Raw genomic sequence first — 21,664 nt, forward strand, 5'->3', positions numbered from 1 at the left:
GAGTTCTACTCGTGGAAGCACCGGGGTAGTGGCCGATGCCCGGAGTGCGCGTACCGGCCGCCTCGAGCGGGTTCCGGCGGACGTCTATGCCCAGGGCAGGTGTGGACGCCACTGTCCCCCGTTTTGTCGACGCCCATAGGCAGATGAAGAACTCCCAGGCGGTTGGGCCGTTCGTGAGCTCAACCGGTTGACCGACGTCCGGGCCGTACCGGTACGCACAGGCTCGGCGGATCCCAAGTCATCGACGCCTAGGGGGCGTGATGTCAGAGTCCAGTGGCGGGACCTCCGCGGTACGTCCGAGCCGACCTGCCCGCCAGGTGGTAGCAACGTTCGACAACTACGCCGACGCTGAAAGCGCCGTCGACTATCTCTCCGACCAGCATTTCACGGTAGACAAACTGGCCATCGTCGGTCGCGATATCGAGCTGGTCGAGCAGATCGTCGGCCGATTGAACTACGGCTGGGCCGCTCTGCGCGGCGCCGCCGCGGGCGCGCTGACGGGTGCGCTGTTCGGCTGGATCTTCGGGTTACTCGATTGGGTCCAGCCGCTGCTCACGGGCCTCGCGCTCGCCTTCTACGGGTTGGTGTTCGGTGCCGTTGTCGGTGCCCTGCTCGGCCTGCTCATGTATGCGCTGCAGGGCGGCCGGCGCGACTTCACCTCGATCCAGTCATTACAACCACGTCACTACGAAGTTCTCGCCGATGTCGAGGTCGCGGACGAAGCCGTCCGCTTGCTCACCGGCCGGACCGATCGAAAGGAATGAGTCATGGCGACCGCTGTGGGTATAGACCTAGGCACCACCAACTCGGTCATCGCAAGCTGGCAAGGCGGCGAGCCGGTGGTGATCTCCAATGTCGAGGGAGCGCGGACGACGCCGTCGGTGGTCGCGTTCACCGAGAGCGGCGAGCGCCTGGTCGGCCAGCTTGCCCGACGGCAGGCGATCTTGAATCCGAAGGGCACGATCTACTCGGCGAAACGCTTCATCGGACGCCATTACGACGAGATCTCCGAGGAGGCCAAAGCGGTCAGCTTCGACGTCGTACCAGGTGACAACGGTGAGGCCCGATTCGACGTGCGGGGCAAGAAGTACGCGCCGGAGGAGATCAGTGCCCTCGTGCTGCGCAAGCTCGTCGACGACGCGAGCAAGTTCCTCGGTGAGAAGGTCAAGGAAGCGGTCATCACCGTTCCGGCCTATTTCAACGACGCGCAGCGCAACGCCACCAAAGACGCCGGCCGGATCGCTGGCCTCGAGGTTCTGCGGATCATCAACGAGCCGACCGCTGCGGCGCTGGCGTACGGCATGGACAAGCAGACCCACGAAACCGTACTGGTCTTCGACCTGGGTGGCGGCACCTTCGACGTGAGCCTGCTCGACGTCGGCGAGGGAGTGGTCGAGGTTCGTTCCACGGCCGGCGACTCCCACCTCGGCGGCGACGACTTCGACCGACGCCTGGTGGACTACCTCGCCGACGAATTCCAGCGTGCGGAGAACATCGATCTGCGCAAGGATGCGCAGGCGTTGCAGCGCCTCTTCGAGGCCGCGGAGAAAGCCAAGGTCGAGTTGTCCTCGGTGACACAGGCCCAGGTCAACTTGCCCTTCGTCACCGCTGACGCGAACGGTCCCAAGCACCTCACCACCACGATCATGCGATCGAAGTTCGAGGATCTGACGGCGGATCTGGTGGAACGCTGCCTCGACCCCGTGAAGCAGGCGATGAGTGACGCCAAGGTCACCGCCAACGACATCGACGAGGTGATCCTGGTCGGTGGTTCGACACGTATTCCGGCGGTGCAGGCGCTGGTTCGCCGGCTCACCGGCGGTAAGGACCCCCACATGGGCGTCAACCCGGACGAGGTCGTGGCGCTCGGTGCCGCAGTCCAGGCGGGCGTGCTCAAGGGCGAGGTCTCCGATGTGCTGTTGCTCGATGTCACCCCGCTGTCCCTCGGCGTCGAGACGCAGGGCGGGGTGATGACCAAGATCATCGAGCGCAACACCACGATCCCGGCCCGGCGCAGTGAAGTGTTCTCCACGGCGGAAGACAATCAGTCCGCCGTGGACGTCGTGGTGCTGCAGGGCGAACGCGAACGGGCCGCCGACAACCGGGTGCTCGGCCGGTTCCGGCTGGAAGACATCCGCCCCGCGCCACGTGGCGAGGCCCAAGTCGAAGTCACTTTCGATATCGACGCCAACGGCATCCTCAACGTCACCGCCCGCGACAAGGACACCGGCAAGGAGCAGAGCATCACGATCAGTGAGCAGGGCAACCTGGACCAGGGTGAGGTCGAGCGCATGCTGGCAGAGGCCGAACGGAACCGGGGTGAGGACGAGGCGCTGCGCAAGGCGGTCGACGCACGCAACGCGCTCGATTCGGTTGCCTATCAAGTGGAACGGCGACTCGCCGAACTCGGTGACAGTGCGCCACCGCACGACAAGGCGCGGGCCGAGATGCTGATCGCCGACGCCAGGAAGGCCGTCAAAGACGGTGCTTCACCCGCGGAGGTAGAGCCACTGACCTCGGAGCTCCAGCAGCTGCTCTACGGGCTCGCGCCGGTCCAGGACGGCGGCGACGGACACCAGGCTGGCGGCGCAGAGGCTGCGTCGTCGGATGACGACGACGTGATCGACGCCGAATTCGATCGAAGCTGAGGCACACGATGGAAAGGTCTGCAGATCATTCGACGACCGAGCCGGCTACCGACGGTACCGGCACGGATCAGACCGAGACGGCGCCCGATCGCACCGACACGGGGGCCGAGTTGGCTCAACTCGAGGACCGCTGGCGCAGGGCCCTCGCAGATCTGGACAACCTGCGCAAGCGGTATGCCAAGGATCTGGACCGTGAACGCGCCGCGGAGGTGGCGAAGGTTTCCGCGGCGTGGCTGCCGGTACTGGACAATTTGGAGCTTGCGCTGGCGCATGCGGGCAGCGATCCTCAGACCGTCGTCGAGGGTGTGAAGGCGATCCGGGATCAGGCGGTGCAGGTGCTGTCACGGTTCGGCTTCGAGCGCCACGACGAGGTCGGTGTGCCGTTCTCCCCCGAGCTCCACGAAGTGGTCAGTGTGGTGGCCCAACCCGACCTTCCCTCCGGGACCGTTGTCGAGGTCTTGCGCCCGGGCTACGGAGAGGACGGGCGGCAGCTGCGTCCCGCCGCGGTGGTCGTCAGCCGCCCCGAGGGGTGAGCACCGATGGCGCGCGACTACTACGAAGTGCTCGGGGTCCCGCGGGGCGCCGGCACCGACGAAATCCAGCAGGCCTACCGCAAGCTGGCCCGCAAGTACCACCCCGACGTGAACAAGGACCCCACTGCGGAGGACAAGTTCAAGGAGGCCAACGAGGCCTACCAGGTGTTGTCCGACCCGGACACCCGGAAACGCTACGACCGATTCGGTGACGATTTCCGGCGTGTGCCCGAGGACTACGACGAACGGGTCCGGGCAAGCGCCGGTGGGTACGGCGGCGGCGGGGGGTTCGGCGGCGGCGGGGGCAGAAGGGTGCACTTCGGTCACGGTGTCGGTGGCGAGGGCGGCGTCGACTTCGAGGACCTCTTCGGGCAGATGTTCGGCGGCGGTGGCGGGTACGGGCCGATTCCCGGCGCCGATCAGGAAGCGGAACTGGAACTGCCCCTGGAAGAGGCGTATCGGGGCGGCAAACGCACTCTCAGACTGGACGGCCGGCAGTACGACGTCGACATTCCGGCCGGTGTCCTGGACGGACAGCGAATCCGGCTGGCCGGGCAAGGCGGCCGGGGCAACGGTGACGCGCCGCCCGGGGATCTGTACCTCGTGGTGCGGATCAAGCCGCATCCCCGGTTCCGCGTCCAGGGCCGGGACATCTACGTCGACCTGCCCGTATCGCCATGGGAGGCGGTCCTCGGGTCGACCGTCGTCGTTCCCACCCCGGGTGGCGAGGCGAAAGTCAAAGTGGTGCCGGGCTCGTCGACGGGAAGGAAGCTTCGCCTGCGCGGAGAAGGAATGCCCAATCCGCGGGGCGCCAACGGCAACCTCTACGCCGAAATCAAGGTGATGGTGCCGCCGAAACCGACAGCACGCGAACGCGAGCTGTTCGAGCAGTTGGCCACCGAATCGAACTTCGATCCGAGGAAAGAGACATGAGCACCCCGACCCCGGTCACCCAGTACGTATTGGTTCGCCGTGCCGGTTTGTCGCCAGATGCCTTCGCCGAACGTACCGGGCTGCACCCCGACCTGGCACGAAAGCTTGTGGCTCTCGGCCTGCTCGACGCCCGCCGCGACGCCGGCGGCGAGATGTCGTTCGAACCATCCGAAGTGGTCCACGCCGCCCGCATCCAACGGCTGCGGACCGGTCTGGGCCTGAACTACTCGGCAATCGGGCTCGTGCTCGATCTGCTGGATCGAATCGAGAAACTCGAAGCAGCTTCCCGCAGAAGGAGGACACCCCCATGGACACTGGCAGCCTGACTGAAAAGTCACGAGAAGCCCTGCAGGAATCCCAGAACGTCGCGACCAGAATGGGTCACACCGATAATGCGCTCGCGCACAATCTTTTCCGCTGCGAGAGCATTCTCAACGCCCCACTGTTCGCGGGCTTCCCCGAGTTTCGAAGCTGTGGCTGGCCCACGACGAGAGCAACCGCTACCGCAAAGAAGTGTACGAGTGGGACACGGGCGGGCGCGCCGAATCGTACGTCCGCCACGGTGGTGGCCACTGGCAGTCGTCAGGCCCTTCCAGTCGATCCGGCCTCACATCATCCCGGGAAGACGCCGAGACGAAGCCCTCGCACACCCGCGGCAGAGACCTGGGGCGGAATCGCACGAGAACGAGTGGTGGCGGCCGGTGACCGGCTTGCGGTGACCAGGTCTACACGAGAGATGACTTTCGGCCCTCCCACCTGCGGTCACCGTTACCGCACCGTTGTCCGCAGCCGATCTGCACACATGGAAGTCATCGGCACTGGAACGAGGACATCATGCGGGACAAGCACACACCGCCGTCGTCGAACACCACCGGCGGATCCGCAGGCCGCGGGGAAATCGGCCTCTCCCACGGTGACCATCGGCCCTAACCCCTCGATCGCGGACGGCGAAGACTGAGAGACATGTACCAGACTCCCGCCCCGAATTTGTGGGGAACCGAAGTGGAAGCGTTCGTGGACAGCACCATCCCCGACGTGAACGTCGTTCGCATCGCCGTGGACCTCGCGTGCCGGGCACCCTCGGTCCACAACAGTCAGCCGTGGCACTGGCGGTACGCCGGCGGCCGGCTCGATCTTCACACCGAACGTGGCCGGCTGTTGGCCTCGACGGACCCGACCGGACGGCAGCTGGTGATCAGTTGCGGGGCGGCCCTGCACCACCTGCAGACAGCGCTCACCGCTCTGCGATGGTCGACCGACATCCAACGTCTTCCCGAGGGTCCGCACTCGGGCCATCTGGCGACAATCCGGTTCCACCGCGACGCTCGTCCGCAATCGCACGACTTCGATCTGCTCGCCGCGATCAGGCACCGCTTCTCCGACCGCCGACCGTTCGGCCCAGTCAGCCCCACACACTCGCTTCCCCGTTCACTGCCCGAGCTCGTGGGCCGGTTGGGAGTTGCGCTGACGGAGCTGCCCGAGGACGCGCGCCCGGTGCTCGCCGCCGCCACCGCATACACCGCCGCCGCGCGGAAGTACGATTCCGCATACCAAGCCGAGTTGCATTGGTGGGTGGGGCATTCCATACCCGCCGGCGGTATCCCTGCCGAAGGGCTGGCAACCGCAGACAATAGTGCCCGGGTGGACATCGGACGGAGGTTCCCCGCCGGCCGCGACGATGGTTCGTCGGCGGAGGTGGATCGGTCGACCGTCCTCGTGCTGAGCACGGACAGTGACGGCCGGCCGGATTGGCTCCGCGCCGGCGAGGCGCTGTCCTTGGTGCTTCTGGAGGCCACGGTCGGCGGACTCGCGACGTGCCCCCTCACACATATGACCGAGCTCCGGCCGAGTAGAGAGATGATCCGCGAACTTCTTCCGGACGGTGGATACCCGCAGGCACTGATTCGCGTGGGTGTCACGGAGAAGAGGCGCCCGCCGCGACAGACTCCGCGGCGGCCGACGGACGCGGTGTTCTCGGTGGGCACCCGACGCGGCGGCTACCGATGACGGCGCCCGCACCTCGCCGTGTGCTCATGACGGGCCCGGCCCCTGCCGCAATCTGTGAGGTGATGGCGCCGACCTGCGGACTGGAGGTTGCCCGATGATCAACGTTTTTCTCGTCGACGATCACGAGGTGGTCCGCCGTGGGATAGCGGATCTTCTCACCGTGGACCCCGAACTGGCCGTGATCGGGGAGGCGGCGTCGTATTCGCAGGCGCTGGCTCGGATCCCGGCACTCAAACCCGACGTTGCCGTGCTCGATGTCCGGCTGCCCGACGGCAACGGCATCGAACTGTGTCGTGAACTGCTCTCCCGGATGCCCGGCTTGCTGTCTGATGCTGACGTCCTACACCGACGACCAGGCGATGCTCGACGCCATCCTCGCCGGGGCCAGCGGATATGTCGTCAAGGACATCCGCGGGATGGAGCTGACCGAGGCAGTCCACGATGTGGGTGCGGGCAAATCACTGCTCGACAGTCGTGCCGCCGCCGCGTTGATGGCGAAGCTCCACTCGGACGCACACGCGGAAGACGGCCCTTTCGCGGGGCTCACCGACCAGCAACGGACACTGCTCGCGCTCCTCGGTGAAGGGCTGACCAACCGGCAGATCGCCGAACGCATGTTTCTCGCGGAGAAGACCGTCAAGAACTACGTGTCACAGCTGCTGACGAAGTTGGGCGTGGAACGACGGACGCAGGCGGCCGTCCTTGCGACCAAGATGCCCCTGAACCAACCCCGGAATTGATCGGTTCCGCCTGATTTCCCGGGCCGGAGCGGACCTGTTCGGCCTCTCGAAGTGGCTGCGACGTCCGAGTACGAGGCGATCACCCGCAGCGCACTGCGGATCCGACATCGAACGTCCCCGGCGGCTCCCCCGCGCGTGTGGTCCCCGGCGACTCATGCGTCACCCGGGCGGCAGCGTAGTCCGTCACGTCGGTGAGGGTGACGAGCCTTCCGTAGTCGGCCTCCGGTATGTCGATCCCGAAGGTCGAATGCAGCCTGACGAGGAAGTTCAGCCAATCCAGCGAATCGAGATCCACCTGATCCCGATGCGGCTGGTCCGCGAGCACGACTTCGGGGTGCGATGGCAGTGCGGCGAGCACCACGGCACCGATGTCCTGAGTGTCCACGATCGAATCCTCACAATCGTTCCGACGCATGTCGCGGGCCCTGTGCACCGTCACGCCAGGTTCTGCGGCTGCCGACCCGGCGTTCAGCAGCACGAGCAGCCGGTGAATCGTGCCCTTTCGCCAGATTTCCACGTCCACAGCCGCTTTCACCGTGTCGACGGTCGCGATGGCCTGCCCGCGATCGACTTCGTCTCCGGGCTTGACCAGCCAGTCGATGAGTGTTCCGTCGTCCAGGTCGGAACCGAGAGAGGGCAACGCGAAAACAACCATGAGGCATCCCTACTCTCACCGATCGCCGATCCCAAGCGGTGGAAACAATCGTCTCCACCTGGGGAATCGCAGCCTGTTCCAGGTGTTTGGCGTACGGCACGGGAACCTCCGCACTGCATATACGTCGCGGTGGTGCGTCGAGGTCGTAGAACGCCGTCTCGACGATTCGGCCATCGAGAGGATGCGAGAGTGCCGCTGCGCCAACCTTCGTCGACCACGACTGCGCGACCCGGCTCTCGTGGGCGGCGGAGCGCTCTGGCCGCGCATGATCAACAACCGGGCACCGAGTGAGCAGATCCTCCCCGAGGTTGGGCGCCGGCTTTCCGCCGTGCATCGGGGAGCTGGGACCGAGGTCCTCGAGGCAAGGACTGTCGGCCCTACTGTTACGGCGCGGTGGAGGAGTCCAATCGAAGTGTCACCTTCCACCTCCCTATTGGATTGGAGTAGTCATGAGCATTCTGTCCCCCCGACGCCCGCATCGGTCCACGATGTTGACTCTGCCCGCGCTACCAGATTGGTCGGATGTGGTGGCCGGGTTCGAGTCACTGCCGATCTGGCGGCCGTTCGAAAATCACCTCATCCGGGTCGAAGAACACGTCGACGACGATCGTTACACCCTCCGGGCCGAACTGCCCGGGGTGGACCCCGCCAAGGACATCGACATCAGCGTCCGTGATGGACAACTCACCATCACGGCCGAGCGCACCGAGAAGCAGGAAGAAGGCACCCGGTCGGAATTCCGTTACGGCAGCTTCTACCGGTCGATGCCGCTGCCCCCCGGCGCGCAAGAGGACGACATCAACGCCACCTATACCGACGGAATCCTGACCGTCACCGTGCCGGTCACCGAATCGCAGACGGCGGAGAAGCACGTGGAAGTCACGCAAGGTCCCGCGAAGGAGGCGCCCATTGACCGTGGTGGTAAAGAGTCCTGACCGCAGACGATTCGCGTCTCGCGGCCGAAACGGAGCGAGACAGCAGCCCGAGCGCGGCGCCGAGCACCTTCGTTCTTCCACTCGATCACGATCCCGCTTCAGTGGAACGGCGCCCGCGCTCGGCCTCGCCGGAACGGCAGTCGGTCTGCTGTTTGGAGTGGTGCGGTGCAGCATCCCGGGGTCGATCAAGCCGGGACCACGCCCGAAGGGGGTCGGACAAACCATGGCCACGCGGGGTGCTGCGTCCGAGGTGCTCAGGCCGCCGCCTGCTGCCGGGTCAGGGCATGATTCTGCCCTTCCCGTAGCCCGTAGCCCGTAGCCCGTAGTTGGTGAGGGTGAGCAGCTTTCTCGCCGCGGCGACCTTGGCGACGTACTTATCGTCGACGATCTTCGCCGTGCCCGGGTGCAGCTGAATCGCTTCGATGGCCGCCCACCGCACCTTTCGAGCCCTGTTTGGTCACTCGTGCACCCTTCTTGTTACGGACCGCGAGACGCGTGTCCGTGGTGATGTGCCCGCGACGGACGGTGGTATCGGACTCGTGATGGCGTGGAGTCAGACCCGCCCACGAACACAGCCGGTCCGGGCGGAGTACCGGTGAACGTCGCCGATCTCGGCGCGGCGGCACAGTCATACCGCTCGCGCGCATGTCGTCCAGTAGGGCGCCGCCGGATCACCGGCGTGCGGCAACTCGTGTGATGTGCGCGGACGAAGCCCCGTCCGATGGTCATCGAAAGCGGAGAGAGGGCGGATTCGAGGGAATGACCCTCGGTTCGACGAGCCTGGCACTGCTCCATCCCGCGCCGTACCCCCCGCTCATGGTGCGCGCGAAGGGTCGGGTAGAGGTCGGAAGTCCTCTGGCAGGCAACGAGGGTCACTGACCTTGTGCCCTACGCCGGTTGCGATCCTCGCGGAAGGCTCGGGAACCGAGCGATCGGACGAGGTATCTCCGAACCAGCGCAGCTGGGGCTCGAGTCATGGGTGGCCCTGACCGGACGAAGAAAGGAGCCTCGATGGAACGCCTGATCAATATCGACAACGGTGGGCTGCACGCTATGACACACGCCCACGAACTCTCGAACAGTAGTCGATCGAACGGCCGGGACATCGCCCGCCCGGAATTGCCCACGCCGACTGTCATGGTCGTCGACCCGCGCTTCGGTGAACTGGCCGGCCGGTTCTTCCGGCTCTTCGGCCAGACCTCGGACGGTGGCGGTGCGCTGGCGGTCTACCTGGACGGTGAACCCGTCGTCGACATCTGGTCGGGATGGGCCACCCGGGACACGCGCTGGCAGTCCGACACGGTGTCGGTGTCGTTCTCGACCGGCAAGGGCGTGGCGAGCACGGTACTCCACCGTCTCGTCGACCGGGGGCTGCTCGACTACGATGCACCCGTCGCGGAGTACTGGCCCGAGTTCGCGAGCGCGGGCAAGGACACCGTCACGGTGCGCGAGCTGCTCAGCCACCGGGCCGGGCTCCATCGCGTGCGCGGCCTGGTTCCGGGCCGGCTGGCGCTCCTGAATCATGACGGCGTGGCGGATGCCCTGGCGTCCGCGACGCCCGACCGTCGCCGGTCCGTCATGCCCGGCTATCACGCCGTGACCTTCGGTGCGCTCGTCGCCGAGCTCACGACGCGGGTCACCGGGATGTCGTTCACCGACCTGGTACGCACCGAGATCGCCGAACCCCTCGGCATCCGCGAGTTCTGGTTCCAGGTGCCCGACGAGGAGCGCCGCCGCATCGCGAAACTGTTCCCCCGGATCACTCCCTTCGGAATACCCTGGGAGGCAGCCTCCTTCGCCTTGTCGCGCACTCCCGTGCTGAAGAACATCGCCGCCGCCGGCATGCCGGAAGGATTCGACGAACTGGTCCGGAACCCCGCCATCCACGACTACGTGATGCCCGGCTGGAACGGTGTGTTCAGCGCCCGCGCCCTCGCCCGGATGTATGCGGCGATCGCCAACAAGGGCTTGGTGGACGGCATCCGGTTCCTGAGCGAGGAGACCCTCGACCAGATCGGTGAGGTGCAGACCACGGCCCGCGACTACGTGCTGGGTGTCCGAATGAACTGGCGACTCGGTTACCACTCCGCGTTCGTCGCCAGCCGGACGCAGTCACCGCACGCCTTCGGTCACTACGGTCTCGGCGGCTCCGGTGCCTTCGCCGATCCGCAGACGGGCCTGTCGGTGGCGTTCGTGACCAACCGGATGGGCAACAACCTCACCCCGTTCGCCGACCTGCGGCTGGCCAAATTGGGTGCGCAGGCCGAATCGATCGCGCGACGGTTGTAGTCCGGACGGACGTGACCAATGACCCGGGCCAGGGGTCCGCGCCACGCGGTGCCCGCCGAGTCCGGCATCGGGTCGCACGACGGGGACTCGGCCCGTGGTGATGTCGGCAAGAGCGTGGGAGATGCGGGTGTCGGGGCTGGGAATTTTTTCGCCATGACTCTTGTCATGTTCTATGTCGAACGATATAACAAATCTACAGCGCATGCTGTAGATACTGTGAACAAACAGAGAGGTTTCTGGAGGTGGAAACAATGTTGATGCGCACGGATCCGTTCCGCGACCTCGACCGGTTGACTCAGCAGATCCTCGGTACCACGGCACGACCGGCGGTGATGCCGATGGATGCCTGGCGTGAGGATGATCGGGTCATCGTCGAGTTCGATCTGCCCGGGGTGGACGTCGATTCCCTGAACCTCGACGTCGAACGCAACGTGTTGACGGTGCATGCCGAGCGACCCGCTCGCGACGAGAATCAGGAGATGCTCGCGTCCGAGCGGCCGCGGGGTGTGTTCCGCCGGCAGTTGTTCCTGGGTGAGAATCTCGACACCGACAAGGTCGACGCCACGTACGACGCCGGGGTACTGCGGTTGATCATCCCCGTCGCGGAAAAGGCCAAGCCGCGCAGGATCGAGATCAGCGGCAGCGGAGAGAAGAAGGCGATCCACGCCTGACCCCGACCCGCACGGGAACGGAGTGAGTGGGGTGAGCACGATGACATTGGCGAACATCGGTCCCACGGTTTCGGAGCCGGATGGGTGCGAGGTGTGGCCCTGGTACGAGTTCGGCCTGTTCGTGGCCGATTCGGAGGGCATCCTCGCCGACGCGCTCACGCCGCAGGCCGTTGTCCTGCTCACGTTGGTGGACACCGATCGGCTCGGCTCGCCGCCACCGCTCCCGGCTTCCGCGCAGGGGTGGACTCCGCTACCGGCCCCGCCGCCGGGGCGACCCCGCGCCAAGCAGCGCTCCCCTCCGGAACAAGGAGGGAGCAGGGTCGCGCCTAGGAAGGATGCGGAGCCGCAGGCGCCGGATGGCATCGGCGGCTTCTCCCGTTCCGCCTGGTCAATGGCGGCCGGGGAGACCCACCTCGTCGGCTGATTTGTCGTTGCGCAGTCCTTTCCAGCTGGGATGCCGGAGCCCTTCACCGGTGTATTCGCGGTATTCGACGTCGCCGACGAGGAGCGGTTCGACCCAGTGCGCGCCGCGTGCGATGGATCGCGGTGGGGGAACGTCGAATGGGCTGGTGGGGTGTTTCGAGTTCTGCGAGTTGGGTGCCGACAGGCTGCGATGTCTGCAGCGATGGCACCGGCCGGTTGCGGCGGACCTGTCACCAGGTTCGCTGACGTCGATCGGCCACGGGGTCACCGCGGGTATGCTGTGGTCTTTCGGCCGCCCGCATCGTCCGGATTGGGAGTGCCGCATGGAGGCCTGGAGAATCCGCGATTTCGCGCCGGAGGATCTCGAAGCAGTCGTCCGCATGGACGCGAGTTCCTCAACCACCGACCAGCCTCCGGTGTTCGCGATGTCGGACGTGGTGGGCAGTCTGCTGAACCGTCACCCGGCCGTCGTCGCGGTCGCGGGTGGGCGCATGGTCGGGTCGGCAGTCAGTCGCGTCGACGACGACCGCGCATGGATCATGCGGATCTCCCTCGACCCCGAGTGGCGGGGACGAGGCCTCGGCAGCGCGCTGCTGTCCGAGCTCGAGTTCCGCCTGCTAGCGAAGGGGGTGCGGCGCATCACGGCGCTTCTGCCCGAGGGTGAGACCGGGGCGAGGGCGCTGACCAATTCGGGTTTCGAACCCCGAACTGGGATCACGCACTACGAGAAGGTCGAGACGGTCTCGCCGCGCACTGCGGGGGTGCTCACCGAACTCGGTGGCGGCGTTCCGCCTGCGGGTTTGTGGAAACAGGTGGCGGGCATGACCCGGGAGAAGTCGCTCATCGAACGGCGGATCGTGCTGCCGCTGTCAAAACCCGCCCTGGCGGCCGAGCACGGGGTGATACCGCCGCGGGCTGTCGTGTTGTTCGGTCCACCCGGGACGGGGAAGACCACGTTTGCGCGCGCCACCGCGAGCCGGCTGGGGTGGCCGTTCGTGGAGTTGTTTCCCTCACGCCTCGCGTCGAGCGAGAGAGGACTTGCCGCAGGAATCGGGGAGGCGTTCGCGTCGTTGTCCGAACTCGACCGTGTCGTGGTCTTCATCGACGAGGTCGAAGAGGTGGCAGCCCGCCGCCGACCGGGCTCGACCTCGGTGGGCGTGGTGAACGAGCTGTTGAAATCCATCGTCCGGTTCCGCGAGCGTGCGGGTCGCCTGTTGGTGTGTGCGACCAATTCCGTGCGCGAGCTGGACGAGGCGTTCCTGCGGCACGGGCGGTTCGACTACGTTCTCCCGATCGGTGCACCCGATTCCGAGGCCCGGTATGCCCTGTGGGAGCGCTATTTGGGTAACGAGCAGGTCGATGTTGCCGCGCTCGTCGCGGCGACCGAGGGCTATACCCCCGCGGATGTCGCGCACGCGGCGCGAATGGTCGCGCAGGCGACGTTCGAATGCAGCGTCGATTCGGGCGTGCGCTGCCATGCCAGCACCCAGGACTATCTCGATGTGATCGCGACGGTTCGACCCACGCTGACCCCGGAGATGCTGCAGGCGTTCGATGAAGACATCGAGCACTACGCCCGCACCTGAGTGCTTTCTCGCTTCGGCGCGAGCCCGAGGTCGGTCGGTGGCCGACCCGGTGTTCGGGAAGAACAGAAGCGCGGTGCTCGCGTCGAGATCTTCGATTTGGACGTTCGCCCACGGGTCACCTTTCTTGTTGACCCGCCGGTCGATCGCAGCGACTATCCCGCCCAGAACGACTTGCTGACCGTGTCGGATCCGGCCCTCCAGGATTGTGGGAATCGGTGTATCTGCCAGCGAAGCCAGCGCATCGTTGACCCCGTTCAGCGGATGTCCGGAAATGTTGAGGCCGAGCATTTTCGCTCGACGGTGAGCAGTTTCGCCTTGTCACACTCCCGATCGGGCCACCCCTACGATCGGCGAGGTCAGTGAGGTCCGGTGTGGTGTCGTAGTCTCCGGTCAGACCGAACGCCGGATGGTCGCTGAACTGAGGATTATGATCCCGATCCGCAGCCTCAGCGCCCCACGACACTCGGTGGATCGACCATTGCAACCTCCTCGAAGCGATCAGTCGAGACCCGTGGATTGTCACCGGATGAGCAGTACCCACACTGTTATTGCCGCAGATGGCGACTGGCGGGGCGGTTTCACGATCAGTTCAGGGTGATCGGCGAGCCCTGTATGCGTCCTGCGCCAGTGATCGAGCACGTCAGGGTACGCTCCACTGGCTCCTGCCGGCGGGGGCACGGGCCTGCGCTTCGCGGTGCCTACGCAGTCAGGGGCTGCGCGATATCATGCAATGATGCCCGGCCCGGTCGCGAGGTTGGCACCTCAAGCAGTCCTCACTCCGCCGAGCTCTGCCTCCCTGTTCCTGGTGCTCGTCGCCGGGGACTCCGACGACGACCGCGTGACGGTGTGCGATGTGATCTCCGGGATCGACGGACTGCTCAAGGCGGTGGGTTTCCGCGAACTCGCCGGCTCCCTGTCGTGCGTGGTCGGTGTCGGTGCGCAGTTCTGGGACCGCGTGAGCTCGTCGTCGAAACCGGCGCACCTGCATCCGTTCGTCCCGCTGTCCGGGCCGGTCCACAGCGCGCCCTCCACGCCGGGTGACGTCCTGTTCCACATCAAGGCCGCCCGCAAGGACCTGTGCTTCGAGCTGGGCCGCCAGATCGTCTCCGCGCTGGGCTCCGCCGCCACCGTGGTCGACGAGGTGCACGGCTTCCGCTATTTCGACTCCCGCGACCTCCTCGGATTCGTCGACGGCACCGAGAATCCCACCGACGACGACGCCGCGGACGCCGCACTGATCGGCGACGAGGACCCCGACTTCCGGGGCGGCAGTTACGTGATCGTGCAGAAGTACCTGCACGACATGAGCGCGTGGAGCACGCTGAGCACCGAGGAACAGGAACGGGTCATCGGGCGCACCAAGCTCGAGAACGTCGAACTCGACGACGACGTCCAGCCCGTCAATTCGCACGTCACCCTCAACACCATCGTCGACGACGACGGCGTCGAGCACGACATCCTCCGCGACAACATGGCTTTCGGCAGCCTCGGCGAGGCTGAATACGGCACCTACTTCATCGGGTACGCCAAGGATCCCGCCGTCACCGAGCTGATGTTGCGACGCATGTTTCTCGGCGAACCGCCCGGCAACTACGACCGCATCCTCGACTTCTCCACGGCGGCCACCGGCACGTTGTTCTTCGTGCCGAGCCGGGATGTGCTCGAATCGCTCGGCGACGAGCCGGGCGACGCGGAGTCGGCACCCGAAGACCCGGTCGGGCCCGCCGCGGCCGGCCCGTACGACCTGTCCCTGAAAATCGGTGGTCTCAAAGGAGTATCGCAATGAGTGATTCGAGCAATCTGCACCGCAACCTGGCACCCGTCACCGAGGTTGCCTGGCAGCAGATCGGCGAAGAGGCCGCCCGCACGTTCAAGCGGCACGTCGCCGGTCGACGCGTCGTCGACGTCGCGGGACCGTTCGGATACTCCTACTCGGCCCACAACCTCGGCCGGGTCACCCCGATCAAGACATCGGACAGCAGGATCCGCGCACAGCAGCGGCAGGTGGACCCGCTCGTGGAACTCCGGTTCCCGTTCACCCTCAGCCGCGCCGAGGTCGACGACGTCGCCCGGGGTTCCCTCGACTCCGACTGGCAGCCCGTCAAGGACGCCGCGAAGGCCGTCGCGTTCGCGGAAGACCAGTCGATCTTCCAGGGATTCGACGAGGCGGGCATCCGCGGACTCGGACCGTCCAGCGACAACCCGGTTCTCAGTCTGCCGGAGGATCCGCTGCTCATCCCCGACGCCGTGGCGTCCGCGCTGTCGGCGCTGCGACTCGCCGGTGTCGAGGGACCGTATTCGGTGGTACTCGACGCCGACGCGTACACCGCAGTCAGCGAGACCCGCGACGAGGGACATCCCGTGTTCCACCACCTGCGTGACCTGGTCACCGGCGACATCATCTGGGCACCCGCCATCAGCGGTGGGTACGTGCTGTCCACCCGCGGTGGCGACAACCAGCTGACCCTCGGCACGGACCTGTCGATCGGCTACGACAGCCACACCGCCACCGACGTCACGCTCTACCTCGAAGAGACGTTCACGTTCGCCTCGCTCACCGCGGAGGCTGCGGTCGTCCTCGCACGCTGACCCCGGCCGGGGTCGTCAACCGCCGAACAGCAGGTACAGCCCACCGAAGGTGTACGTCACCATCGTGAACAGCAGTGCCAGCTGCCCGGTCAGCTGATGACCCCGGGGCAGGACCCGAACGGATTTGTCGTGTGCCGCAACCACTCCGAACCATGGAAGCGTCGCCGGCCAACTCGAGAAGGAGGTCGGCGGTCGTCCCGGCGGGCAGCTTGCTCGAGCTGCTCGGGCGCGGCCAGCAAGGCGCGCCTCGAGGAGCTGCGTAAGGAGCTGGCCGACTTGCGGGCCGAGGCCGAGCATCTCGAGCAAGCTCAGTGGGAGGCGGAGCGGCAGGCGATCCGGCGGGTGCAGGAACTGCGGGGAGAGCTGGAACGATTGCGCCACGAGACCGAGGAAGCGGAGCGCAACTACGACCTCAATCGGGCCGCCGAGTTGCGCTACGGCGAGATCACCGAGCTCGAACGCAGGCTCAGGGCGGCGGAGGAGCAACTGGCCACCGGGCAGGGCCGGAATCCGTTGCTGCGCGAGGTGGTCACCGAAGACGAGATCGCAGAGATCGTGGCCGCATGGACGGCCCGCGGCCGGCGACGGCAAACCCCGCTGCGGGAACTGCCACGATCCGCTGCCCCGGATCGCCCGAATCGGTCTGAGCGCAGTCCGGTCCGGACCCCCAACTCGCTCAGCTCGAGGACCGCTGGCGGGCAATGTCTGGATGATGGGTCAATTTGGACAGACTGCCAGTGTCCATGGGCAGGTCCCTCCTTCGACCAGGAGCGGCATCTTCGTCACACAAAATTATCTGTGCCCGAGGATAGATGTTCCTATCAGACCAGGAAGTGTTGGCTACGCCGGAGGCGAGTGCGGTGGTGCGACGGGAGATGGCGAGCGCAGGGTTGACGGTGGGCGCGCGCGTGCGGATCACCGCCGGAAGGGTCGATCGCATCTCGGCGACATCCGATCCCGCACGGACGGGTGTGATCGTGTACGACGTCGGTGTCGACGATGCGAATGTGCTACTCGACGACGGGAATCCGCGGGTGCGGCGCGGTGGGGAGTTCTCCTCGTCGATGGGACGTTGCATTTTCACCACTCCGCGGACTTGACGTCGGTCGCTGCCCCGGCGCCGCCAGTCGAATCGACCAAGACCAAGTTGAGTGTCTGAGTGTGGAGTTCGGCGTGGTCCCTGATGCAGCAGCGGCGAGGGGCGCATCCCGTGTAGTCGAGCAAAATGTGATGGCTCGTGCGGTCGGTCAGGGGAGGGGGGCGGACCACCGGAGGGTGGTTCCGCCGCCCGGAGTAGTGCCAATGGTGCACTGCCCATTGGATTCGCGTGCGCGGGCAGCCAGGTTGTCGAGTCCACTTCTCGCGACGTTCTCGGGAATGCCGGTGCCGTCGTCCGCGACCTCGATGACGAGATCGTCGTAGACGGAGATGCTGACCGTGATCGTGCCGGCGGCAGCGTGGCGGACCGTATTGCTCAGAGCTTCCCGAAGCACAGCTTCTGCATGGTCGGCCAGCGCGGCGTCGATCACGGACAGCGGACCAGACATGTGCACGGTGGTGCGCAACCCGGAGTCGGCGGTGACCTCGGCGATGATTTCGTGAAGCCGGCGTCGAAATTGGGTCGTTCCATCCGCACCAGAGTGAAGATCGAAGATCGCAGTACGAATATCGCGCACGATGTCGTGGAGATCGTCCACCGATTGCCCCAACCGCTGTTTGACTTCCGGCGACTTCGCCCGCTGCAGGGTGCCCTGGAGGGACAGTCCGACCGCGAAGAGCCGTTGGATCACGTGATCGTGAAGGTCACGCGCAATGCGATCGCGGTCGGACAGCACGTCGAGCTCGCGCATCCGCCGCTGGCTGTGGGCGAGCTGAAGGGCGACGGCCGCTTGATCCGCAAAGCCGGACATCAATGCCAACTGTTCGCCGGTGAACGGTGCGGCGTCGGCGTTGCGCAGTGCTACCAGCACCCCGGTCACCGATTGTGCCGCGCGGAGGGGCAGTACCAGGGCCGGGCCGAATGGCGTGGCCGATTCGAAGCCCGGGTCGAACGCCAGCTCGGTGACGCGCAGGGGAGTTCTGTGGCGAAATGCCTGACCAGACGTCGACCCCTCCAGTGGGATGGTTCTGCCGAGGAGGCGGCCGGGTACCGTGCCGGCGGATGCCGTCACGACGAGTTCGGTGACCTCGTGCGACGGAGTGTCGGGATCTTCGGGGACGGCGAGGAAGGCACTGTCCGCTGCGGTGAGGGCGAGTGCGTCGTCCGTTATCACCTGCAACACGTCGGTGGTGTCACTGCCGGCGAGCAATTCCGTGGCGATTTCACGAGTGGCCTCGAGCCAGGTCTGCCTCGTTCGTGACTCGTCGTACAACCTGGCGTTCTCGATCGCGATTCCCGCCGCGGCAGCCAACGCGCGGAGGACCACTTCGTCGTCGTCGTTGAAGGGCCGCCGGTTCGCCTTCTCGGTGAGATACAGATTTCCGAAGACTTTGTCGCGCGTCTGGATGGGGACACCGAGGAAGGTCTTCATCGGAGGGTGGTGGGGTGGGAATCCCGCCGAGGCGGGGTGGACGGAGAGATCGTCGAGCCGCATCGGCTTCGGGTTGGTAATGAGGTATCCGATCAAGCCTCGCCCCCGCGGAAGTTCCCCGATGCGGGCGCGTGTCTCGTCGTCGATGCCCTCGAACACGAACTCGCTCAACTCGCCGTCCGGGCCGAGGACCCCGAGTGCACCGTAGCGGGCGTCGACCAGGTTGATGGCGGCATGGACGATCGTGCGCAGCGTGTTGTCGAGATCGAGTCCCGAGATCACCGAGAGCACGGCGTCGAGCAGGCCGTCGACGTGGTCTCGTGCGTCCACGATCTGCTCGACGCGATCCTGCACTTCGGTCAGGAGCTCGCGGAGTCGAAGCTCGGAGAGGCTGCCGAGGAGTGGCGGGTGATCGTGCTCGTCTGGTTGCCGGGTCACCGCAGGCGCCTACGACTCGGCGCGAGGGGGCGGCATCTTCGCGGCCAGGACGGCGGCTTGGGTTCGGCGCTCGACACCGAGTTTGGCCAGTAGCCGTGACACATAGTTCTTCACTGTTTTCTCGGCGAGAAACATCCGCTCCGCTATCTGGCGGTTGGTCAGCCCCTCCCCGAGGAGCGCGAGTAGTGTCCGCTCCTGATTGGTCAGGTGGCCAAACGGCCCCTTCCCTTCGCTCGAGGTCGCGCGCAACTTGTCCATCAGAGCGGCGGCGGCTCTACTGTCGAGCAGGGACTTGCCCGCCCCGACCTCGTGTACTGCCGCCGCCAATTCCATGCCCCGGATGTCCTTGACGACGTACCCGCTCGCACCAGCGAGGATGGCGTCGAGCATGGCTTGCTCATCGGTGAACGAGGTCAAGATGAGGCATCGCAACTCGGGCATCCGCGCGTGTAACTCGCGGCACAGCTCGATGCCGTTGCCATCGGGAAGCCGTACGTCGAGGACAGCGACATCGGGCCGAAGGGCAGGCACCCTCGCCATCGCCTGCGCGTAGGACGCGGCCTCGCCAATTACTGTCAGATCAGGATCAGCGGTGAGGAGATCCGCTATGCCGCGGCGCACGACCTCGTGATCGTCTACGAGAAAGACCTTGATCATACGGAAACCTCCAGTCCCCGCGTCACAGATTACGCCGCCGACCGATACAAACAGGCGGAGGAGTTGACTTCGTCGTCGAGCTCAGCATCAGTAACACCTCATGCGGGCGTGTGCGCTCAATGTCAGGGCGGAGTCTGCCGGGCGAGGGGGAGCCCCTCCGGGCTCTCTCGGTCGCCGCCCCCGGACGGATGGGGGCCTGTTCCGGACGCCCGATTCCGGGAGCAACTCTCCGATTGCCAACCTGCTTTGCCGGGGTCGGTGACGCGGGTGAGCGCGGTGAGGCGCGTGAGCAGGTAGGCCATACTTCGTTACCGCCGCACCGCAGTCCATTTATGTGCCGGATTCGGTACTCGGGACTCGGGACCGGTATGGGGTCACCTAAACGGTAACGGGGAGTGCCAGGGCTTTCGTCGACGTGGTCGAGGCGGCATCACACCATTGCTACTGCAAGGCATGCGGTGCCGATGAGAGTCGCCGCTGCAGATACTCCCACGAGCGGAGTCGCGAGCCACGCCCCGAGACCGACGACCAAGCCGGCGATGGCGGCGCCCGACAGCAGGGCAAATGCCAGACCCAGGGGGCGTAGATACTTCACGTCCCCGGGATCGTCGTCTCGGGTGGATGTTGCGTCCTGACGCCAGGTCGGCTGTCCATGGTTTTCGACCATCGTGTCCTCCTTTGCCACGGAAACGGTCATGCCGGCTCGAGACCACGATCCGATAAACCCGCTGAGACGGGCAGGGTCGAAGGTCACTCGTTCGATGGACGCTGGTCTTCTGGCGTGCGAACAGGCCGCCGCCATCGGGTGTCCTTCGAAAGTCCAGTTCGGAAGGCTATTCGGGTCTGCGGGCTCGTCCCGCCGGAGGCCGGGAATGATCTGTGCACAGTGTGCGTGGCGCGCCACGGCCGAGCTGACGGAGCCGACCAGACCGCCAGTGAACTCGCCGAGTCCGCGGGCGGCCGACCACGACCATCGCCGCACTCTCGGACCGCGCGACGAGCGCCGCGGGAGCGTACTGATGCGACAACTCGGCGCGGATCTCGACCGCTCCGACGGCGTTCCCTGCCTCGGCGACTTCGACGGCTGCGGCGCGCTCATGCTGTGCCCTGGATTGCAGCTCCTTTCCATGACGCGGGCACGGCATCCATGCCGCGGTAACTGACACAGGACAGCAGCAGCGGCGCCCTGCGAAGTGCCGCCTCTCGACCGGCCCACCACACCGCGTCCAACGACGAGGCCCCGCCCACCCACGACAATCGACGGATCGACCATTGCGACGTCCCGAGCGATCGATTGTGAGGTTCTGGTTGTCAGCGAATGAGCAACGCCCACACCGTTACTACCGTGATGGCGACTTGCGGGGCGAGCCAGGCCGCCAGTCGGAGGGCGAACGACACGGACCCGGCTATTGCTGCGAGCGTGAGCTTGGTGAGCAGGTTCGTGCCTACAGCCACCGTCGCCGCCATCGTTGCGGCGTCAACCGACAACGATTCTCCGGTGGCCGAGGCTGCAGCAAGGGCCGCGGAATGTGCGTCGGCGAGGCCGCCCACTGCGGCCGCCGCGACCGCGCCGCCGCCACCGAAGACGTCGGCGGCGCCTCGGGTGACGACGAGAGAAAGCAGCAGTATTGCTGCCAGCGAGAGGGTCGCCGGGATGGAGATCGGCCGGTCCAGCAGCCCGGCCGACAGATACTGCTCCCGGCCATCACCGCCCTCCGGGGTTCGCCCGCGCCGCCGGAGGATGCAGAAATGCAGTCTCTGCGGCGATCATCATTGCGGCGTCACCGAAGACGAGCGCGAGCCGGGACGAGACCTCAACATTGACGTTCGTGTCGGGCGTCGCGGCGACCGCGGTCATGGGCCGCGCAGAGGAGGCCGCCCCCGAGTCCGACGGCGGGCGACGGGTGATGCCAGGCGAGGGCGCCGAGCAGGAACGCGACCGGGGCGGCGAACGGCCACCGATCTCATGCGCGTGTGCGACCGGACGGCGCTCGGACGCCCCGTCCGCAACCACCCAAGGGCCCCGGAC

The 21,664-nt window shown here is 66.2% G+C and carries 20 protein-coding genes and 6 pseudogenes; 16 read left to right on the forward strand and 10 right to left on the reverse strand.

The features are described 5' to 3' along the window. Positions 1-260: 260 nt before the first annotated feature. The 7 genes and pseudogenes from OYT95_RS43275 to OYT95_RS43305 all read left to right on the forward strand — a co-directional run bounded on the left by OYT95_RS43275 (position 261) and on the right by OYT95_RS43305 (position 6,861). A complete protein-coding gene (locus OYT95_RS43275; protein WP_037227167.1) occupies positions 261-764 on the forward strand; it encodes a general stress protein in 504 nt (167 codons plus the stop codon). A 3-nt stretch (positions 765-767) separates the two neighbouring features. After that, positions 768-2,648, forward strand: a complete 1,881-nt coding sequence (dnaK, locus tag OYT95_RS43280; RefSeq protein WP_037227170.1) for a molecular chaperone DnaK — start codon at positions 768-770, stop codon at positions 2,646-2,648. 8 nt (positions 2,649-2,656) lie between these two features. Further along, complete coding sequence (locus tag OYT95_RS43285) at positions 2,657-3,181, forward strand: nucleotide exchange factor GrpE (protein ID WP_037227173.1); 525 nt, start codon at positions 2,657-2,659, stop codon at positions 3,179-3,181. A 6-nt stretch (positions 3,182-3,187) separates the two neighbouring features. Further along, entirely contained in the window at positions 3,188-4,114 is a 927-nt protein-coding gene (locus OYT95_RS43290; RefSeq protein WP_268792623.1) for a J domain-containing protein, read from the forward strand. Continuing rightward, on the forward strand, positions 4,111-4,440 hold the full coding sequence (locus tag OYT95_RS43295; RefSeq protein ID WP_268792624.1) for a chaperone modulator CbpM: 330 nt from the start codon (positions 4,111-4,113) through the stop codon (positions 4,438-4,440). The genes OYT95_RS43290 and OYT95_RS43295 overlap by 4 nt, the downstream gene beginning before the upstream one ends. 637 nt (positions 4,441-5,077) lie before the next feature. Then, positions 5,078-6,121, forward strand: a complete 1,044-nt coding sequence (locus OYT95_RS43300) for an Acg family FMN-binding oxidoreductase (protein ID WP_268792625.1) — start codon at positions 5,078-5,080, stop codon at positions 6,119-6,121. Between the two features lie 94 nt (positions 6,122-6,215). Next, positions 6,216-6,861: pseudogene (locus tag OYT95_RS43305) on the forward strand (response regulator transcription factor). Between the two features lie 79 nt (positions 6,862-6,940). Here OYT95_RS43305 and OYT95_RS44980 read toward each other — a convergent pair. Further along, positions 6,941-7,516: a biotin/lipoyl-containing protein gene (locus tag OYT95_RS44980; protein WP_442972588.1), complete on the reverse strand. Its 576-nt coding sequence runs from the start codon at positions 7,514-7,516 to the stop codon at positions 6,941-6,943. 34 nt (positions 7,517-7,550) lie between these two features. Continuing rightward, positions 7,551-7,755, reverse strand: a pseudogene (locus OYT95_RS43320) (transketolase C-terminal domain-containing protein); the annotation flags it as partial. A gap of 210 nt (positions 7,756-7,965) precedes the next feature. On the opposite strand from OYT95_RS43320, the gene OYT95_RS43325 reads away from it, so the two are divergent. Then, positions 7,966-8,451: an Hsp20/alpha crystallin family protein gene (locus OYT95_RS43325; protein ID WP_268792626.1), complete on the forward strand. Its 486-nt coding sequence runs from the start codon at positions 7,966-7,968 to the stop codon at positions 8,449-8,451. Between the two features lie 277 nt (positions 8,452-8,728). On the opposite strand, the pseudogene OYT95_RS44985 reads toward OYT95_RS43325, so the two are convergent. Next, positions 8,729-9,067, reverse strand: a pseudogene (locus OYT95_RS44985) (transposase); the annotation flags it as partial. Positions 9,068-9,588: 521 nt separating this feature from the next. On the opposite strand from OYT95_RS44985, the gene OYT95_RS43335 reads away from it, so the two are divergent. The 3 genes from OYT95_RS43335 to OYT95_RS43345 all read left to right on the forward strand — a co-directional run bounded on the left by OYT95_RS43335 (position 9,589) and on the right by OYT95_RS43345 (position 11,835). After that, positions 9,589-10,740, forward strand: coding sequence for a serine hydrolase domain-containing protein (locus tag OYT95_RS43335; RefSeq protein WP_237720435.1), 1,152 nt, complete (start codon positions 9,589-9,591; stop codon positions 10,738-10,740). A 251-nt stretch (positions 10,741-10,991) separates the two neighbouring features. Beyond that, positions 10,992-11,411 carry an Hsp20/alpha crystallin family protein gene (locus OYT95_RS43340; protein WP_268792628.1) on the forward strand — a complete coding sequence of 140 codons (420 nt, stop codon included), beginning with the start codon at positions 10,992-10,994 and terminating at the stop codon, positions 11,409-11,411. Between the two features lie 31 nt (positions 11,412-11,442). Next, positions 11,443-11,835, forward strand: a complete 393-nt coding sequence (locus OYT95_RS43345) for a hypothetical protein (RefSeq protein ID WP_268792629.1) — start codon at positions 11,443-11,445, stop codon at positions 11,833-11,835. Here the strand turns inward: OYT95_RS43345 and OYT95_RS43350 are convergent. Then, positions 11,800-11,991: pseudogene (locus OYT95_RS43350) on the reverse strand (ATP dependent DNA ligase); the annotation flags it as partial. The gene OYT95_RS43345 and the pseudogene OYT95_RS43350 overlap by 36 nt on opposite strands. A gap of 166 nt (positions 11,992-12,157) precedes the next feature. Between OYT95_RS43350 and OYT95_RS43355 the strand changes: the two are divergent. The 5 genes and pseudogenes from OYT95_RS43355 (at position 12,158) to OYT95_RS43375 (ending at position 17,109) form a co-directional block, all read left to right on the forward strand. Further along, positions 12,158-13,420: an ATP-binding protein gene (locus OYT95_RS43355; protein ID WP_268792630.1), complete on the forward strand. Its 1,263-nt coding sequence runs from the start codon at positions 12,158-12,160 to the stop codon at positions 13,418-13,420. Between the two features lie 733 nt (positions 13,421-14,153). Then, positions 14,154-15,206: a Dyp-type peroxidase gene (locus OYT95_RS43360; protein WP_268792631.1), complete on the forward strand. Its 1,053-nt coding sequence runs from the start codon at positions 14,154-14,156 to the stop codon at positions 15,204-15,206. Next, a complete protein-coding gene (locus OYT95_RS43365) occupies positions 15,203-16,009 on the forward strand; it encodes a family 1 encapsulin nanocompartment shell protein (RefSeq protein ID WP_005251300.1) in 807 nt (268 codons plus the stop codon). Before OYT95_RS43360 ends, OYT95_RS43365 begins: the two co-directional genes overlap by 4 nt. A gap of 222 nt (positions 16,010-16,231) precedes the next feature. After that, positions 16,232-16,579: pseudogene (locus tag OYT95_RS43370) on the forward strand (type VI secretion system ATPase TssH); the annotation flags it as partial. A gap of 242 nt (positions 16,580-16,821) precedes the next feature. Beyond that, positions 16,822-17,109: a hypothetical protein gene (locus OYT95_RS43375; RefSeq protein ID WP_268792632.1), complete on the forward strand. Its 288-nt coding sequence runs from the start codon at positions 16,822-16,824 to the stop codon at positions 17,107-17,109. A 147-nt stretch (positions 17,110-17,256) separates the two neighbouring features. Here OYT95_RS43375 and OYT95_RS43380 read toward each other — a convergent pair whose 3' ends face one another. The 6 genes and pseudogenes from OYT95_RS43380 to OYT95_RS43405 form a co-directional block, all read right to left on the reverse strand. Further along, entirely contained in the window at positions 17,257-18,978 is a 1,722-nt protein-coding gene (locus tag OYT95_RS43380; protein WP_268792633.1) for a sensor histidine kinase, read from the reverse strand. A 9-nt stretch (positions 18,979-18,987) separates the two neighbouring features. After that, on the reverse strand, positions 18,988-19,635 hold the full coding sequence (locus tag OYT95_RS43385) for a response regulator (RefSeq protein WP_268792634.1): 648 nt from the start codon (positions 19,633-19,635) through the stop codon (positions 18,988-18,990). A gap of 430 nt (positions 19,636-20,065) precedes the next feature. Continuing rightward, positions 20,066-20,302, reverse strand: coding sequence for a universal stress protein (locus OYT95_RS43390; RefSeq protein ID WP_268792635.1), 237 nt, complete (start codon positions 20,300-20,302; stop codon positions 20,066-20,068). A gap of 644 nt (positions 20,303-20,946) precedes the next feature. Beyond that, positions 20,947-21,090 carry a hypothetical protein gene (locus tag OYT95_RS43395; protein ID WP_268792636.1) on the reverse strand — a complete coding sequence of 48 codons (144 nt, stop codon included), beginning with the start codon at positions 21,088-21,090 and terminating at the stop codon, positions 20,947-20,949. Positions 21,091-21,096: 6 nt separating this feature from the next. Then, a pseudogene (locus OYT95_RS43400) lies at positions 21,097-21,390 on the reverse strand (DUF4010 domain-containing protein); the annotation flags it as partial. Next, positions 21,341-21,493, reverse strand: coding sequence for a hypothetical protein (locus OYT95_RS43405; RefSeq protein WP_268792637.1), 153 nt, complete (start codon positions 21,491-21,493; stop codon positions 21,341-21,343). The pseudogene OYT95_RS43400 and the gene OYT95_RS43405, both read right to left, overlap by 50 nt. Between the last annotated feature and the right edge of the window lie 171 nt (positions 21,494-21,664).

The organism is Rhodococcus sp. JS3073, from assembly GCF_026810085.1.
In the GTDB taxonomy this organism is placed as follows: domain Bacteria; phylum Actinomycetota; class Actinomycetes; order Mycobacteriales; family Mycobacteriaceae; genus Rhodococcus_F; species Rhodococcus_F wratislaviensis.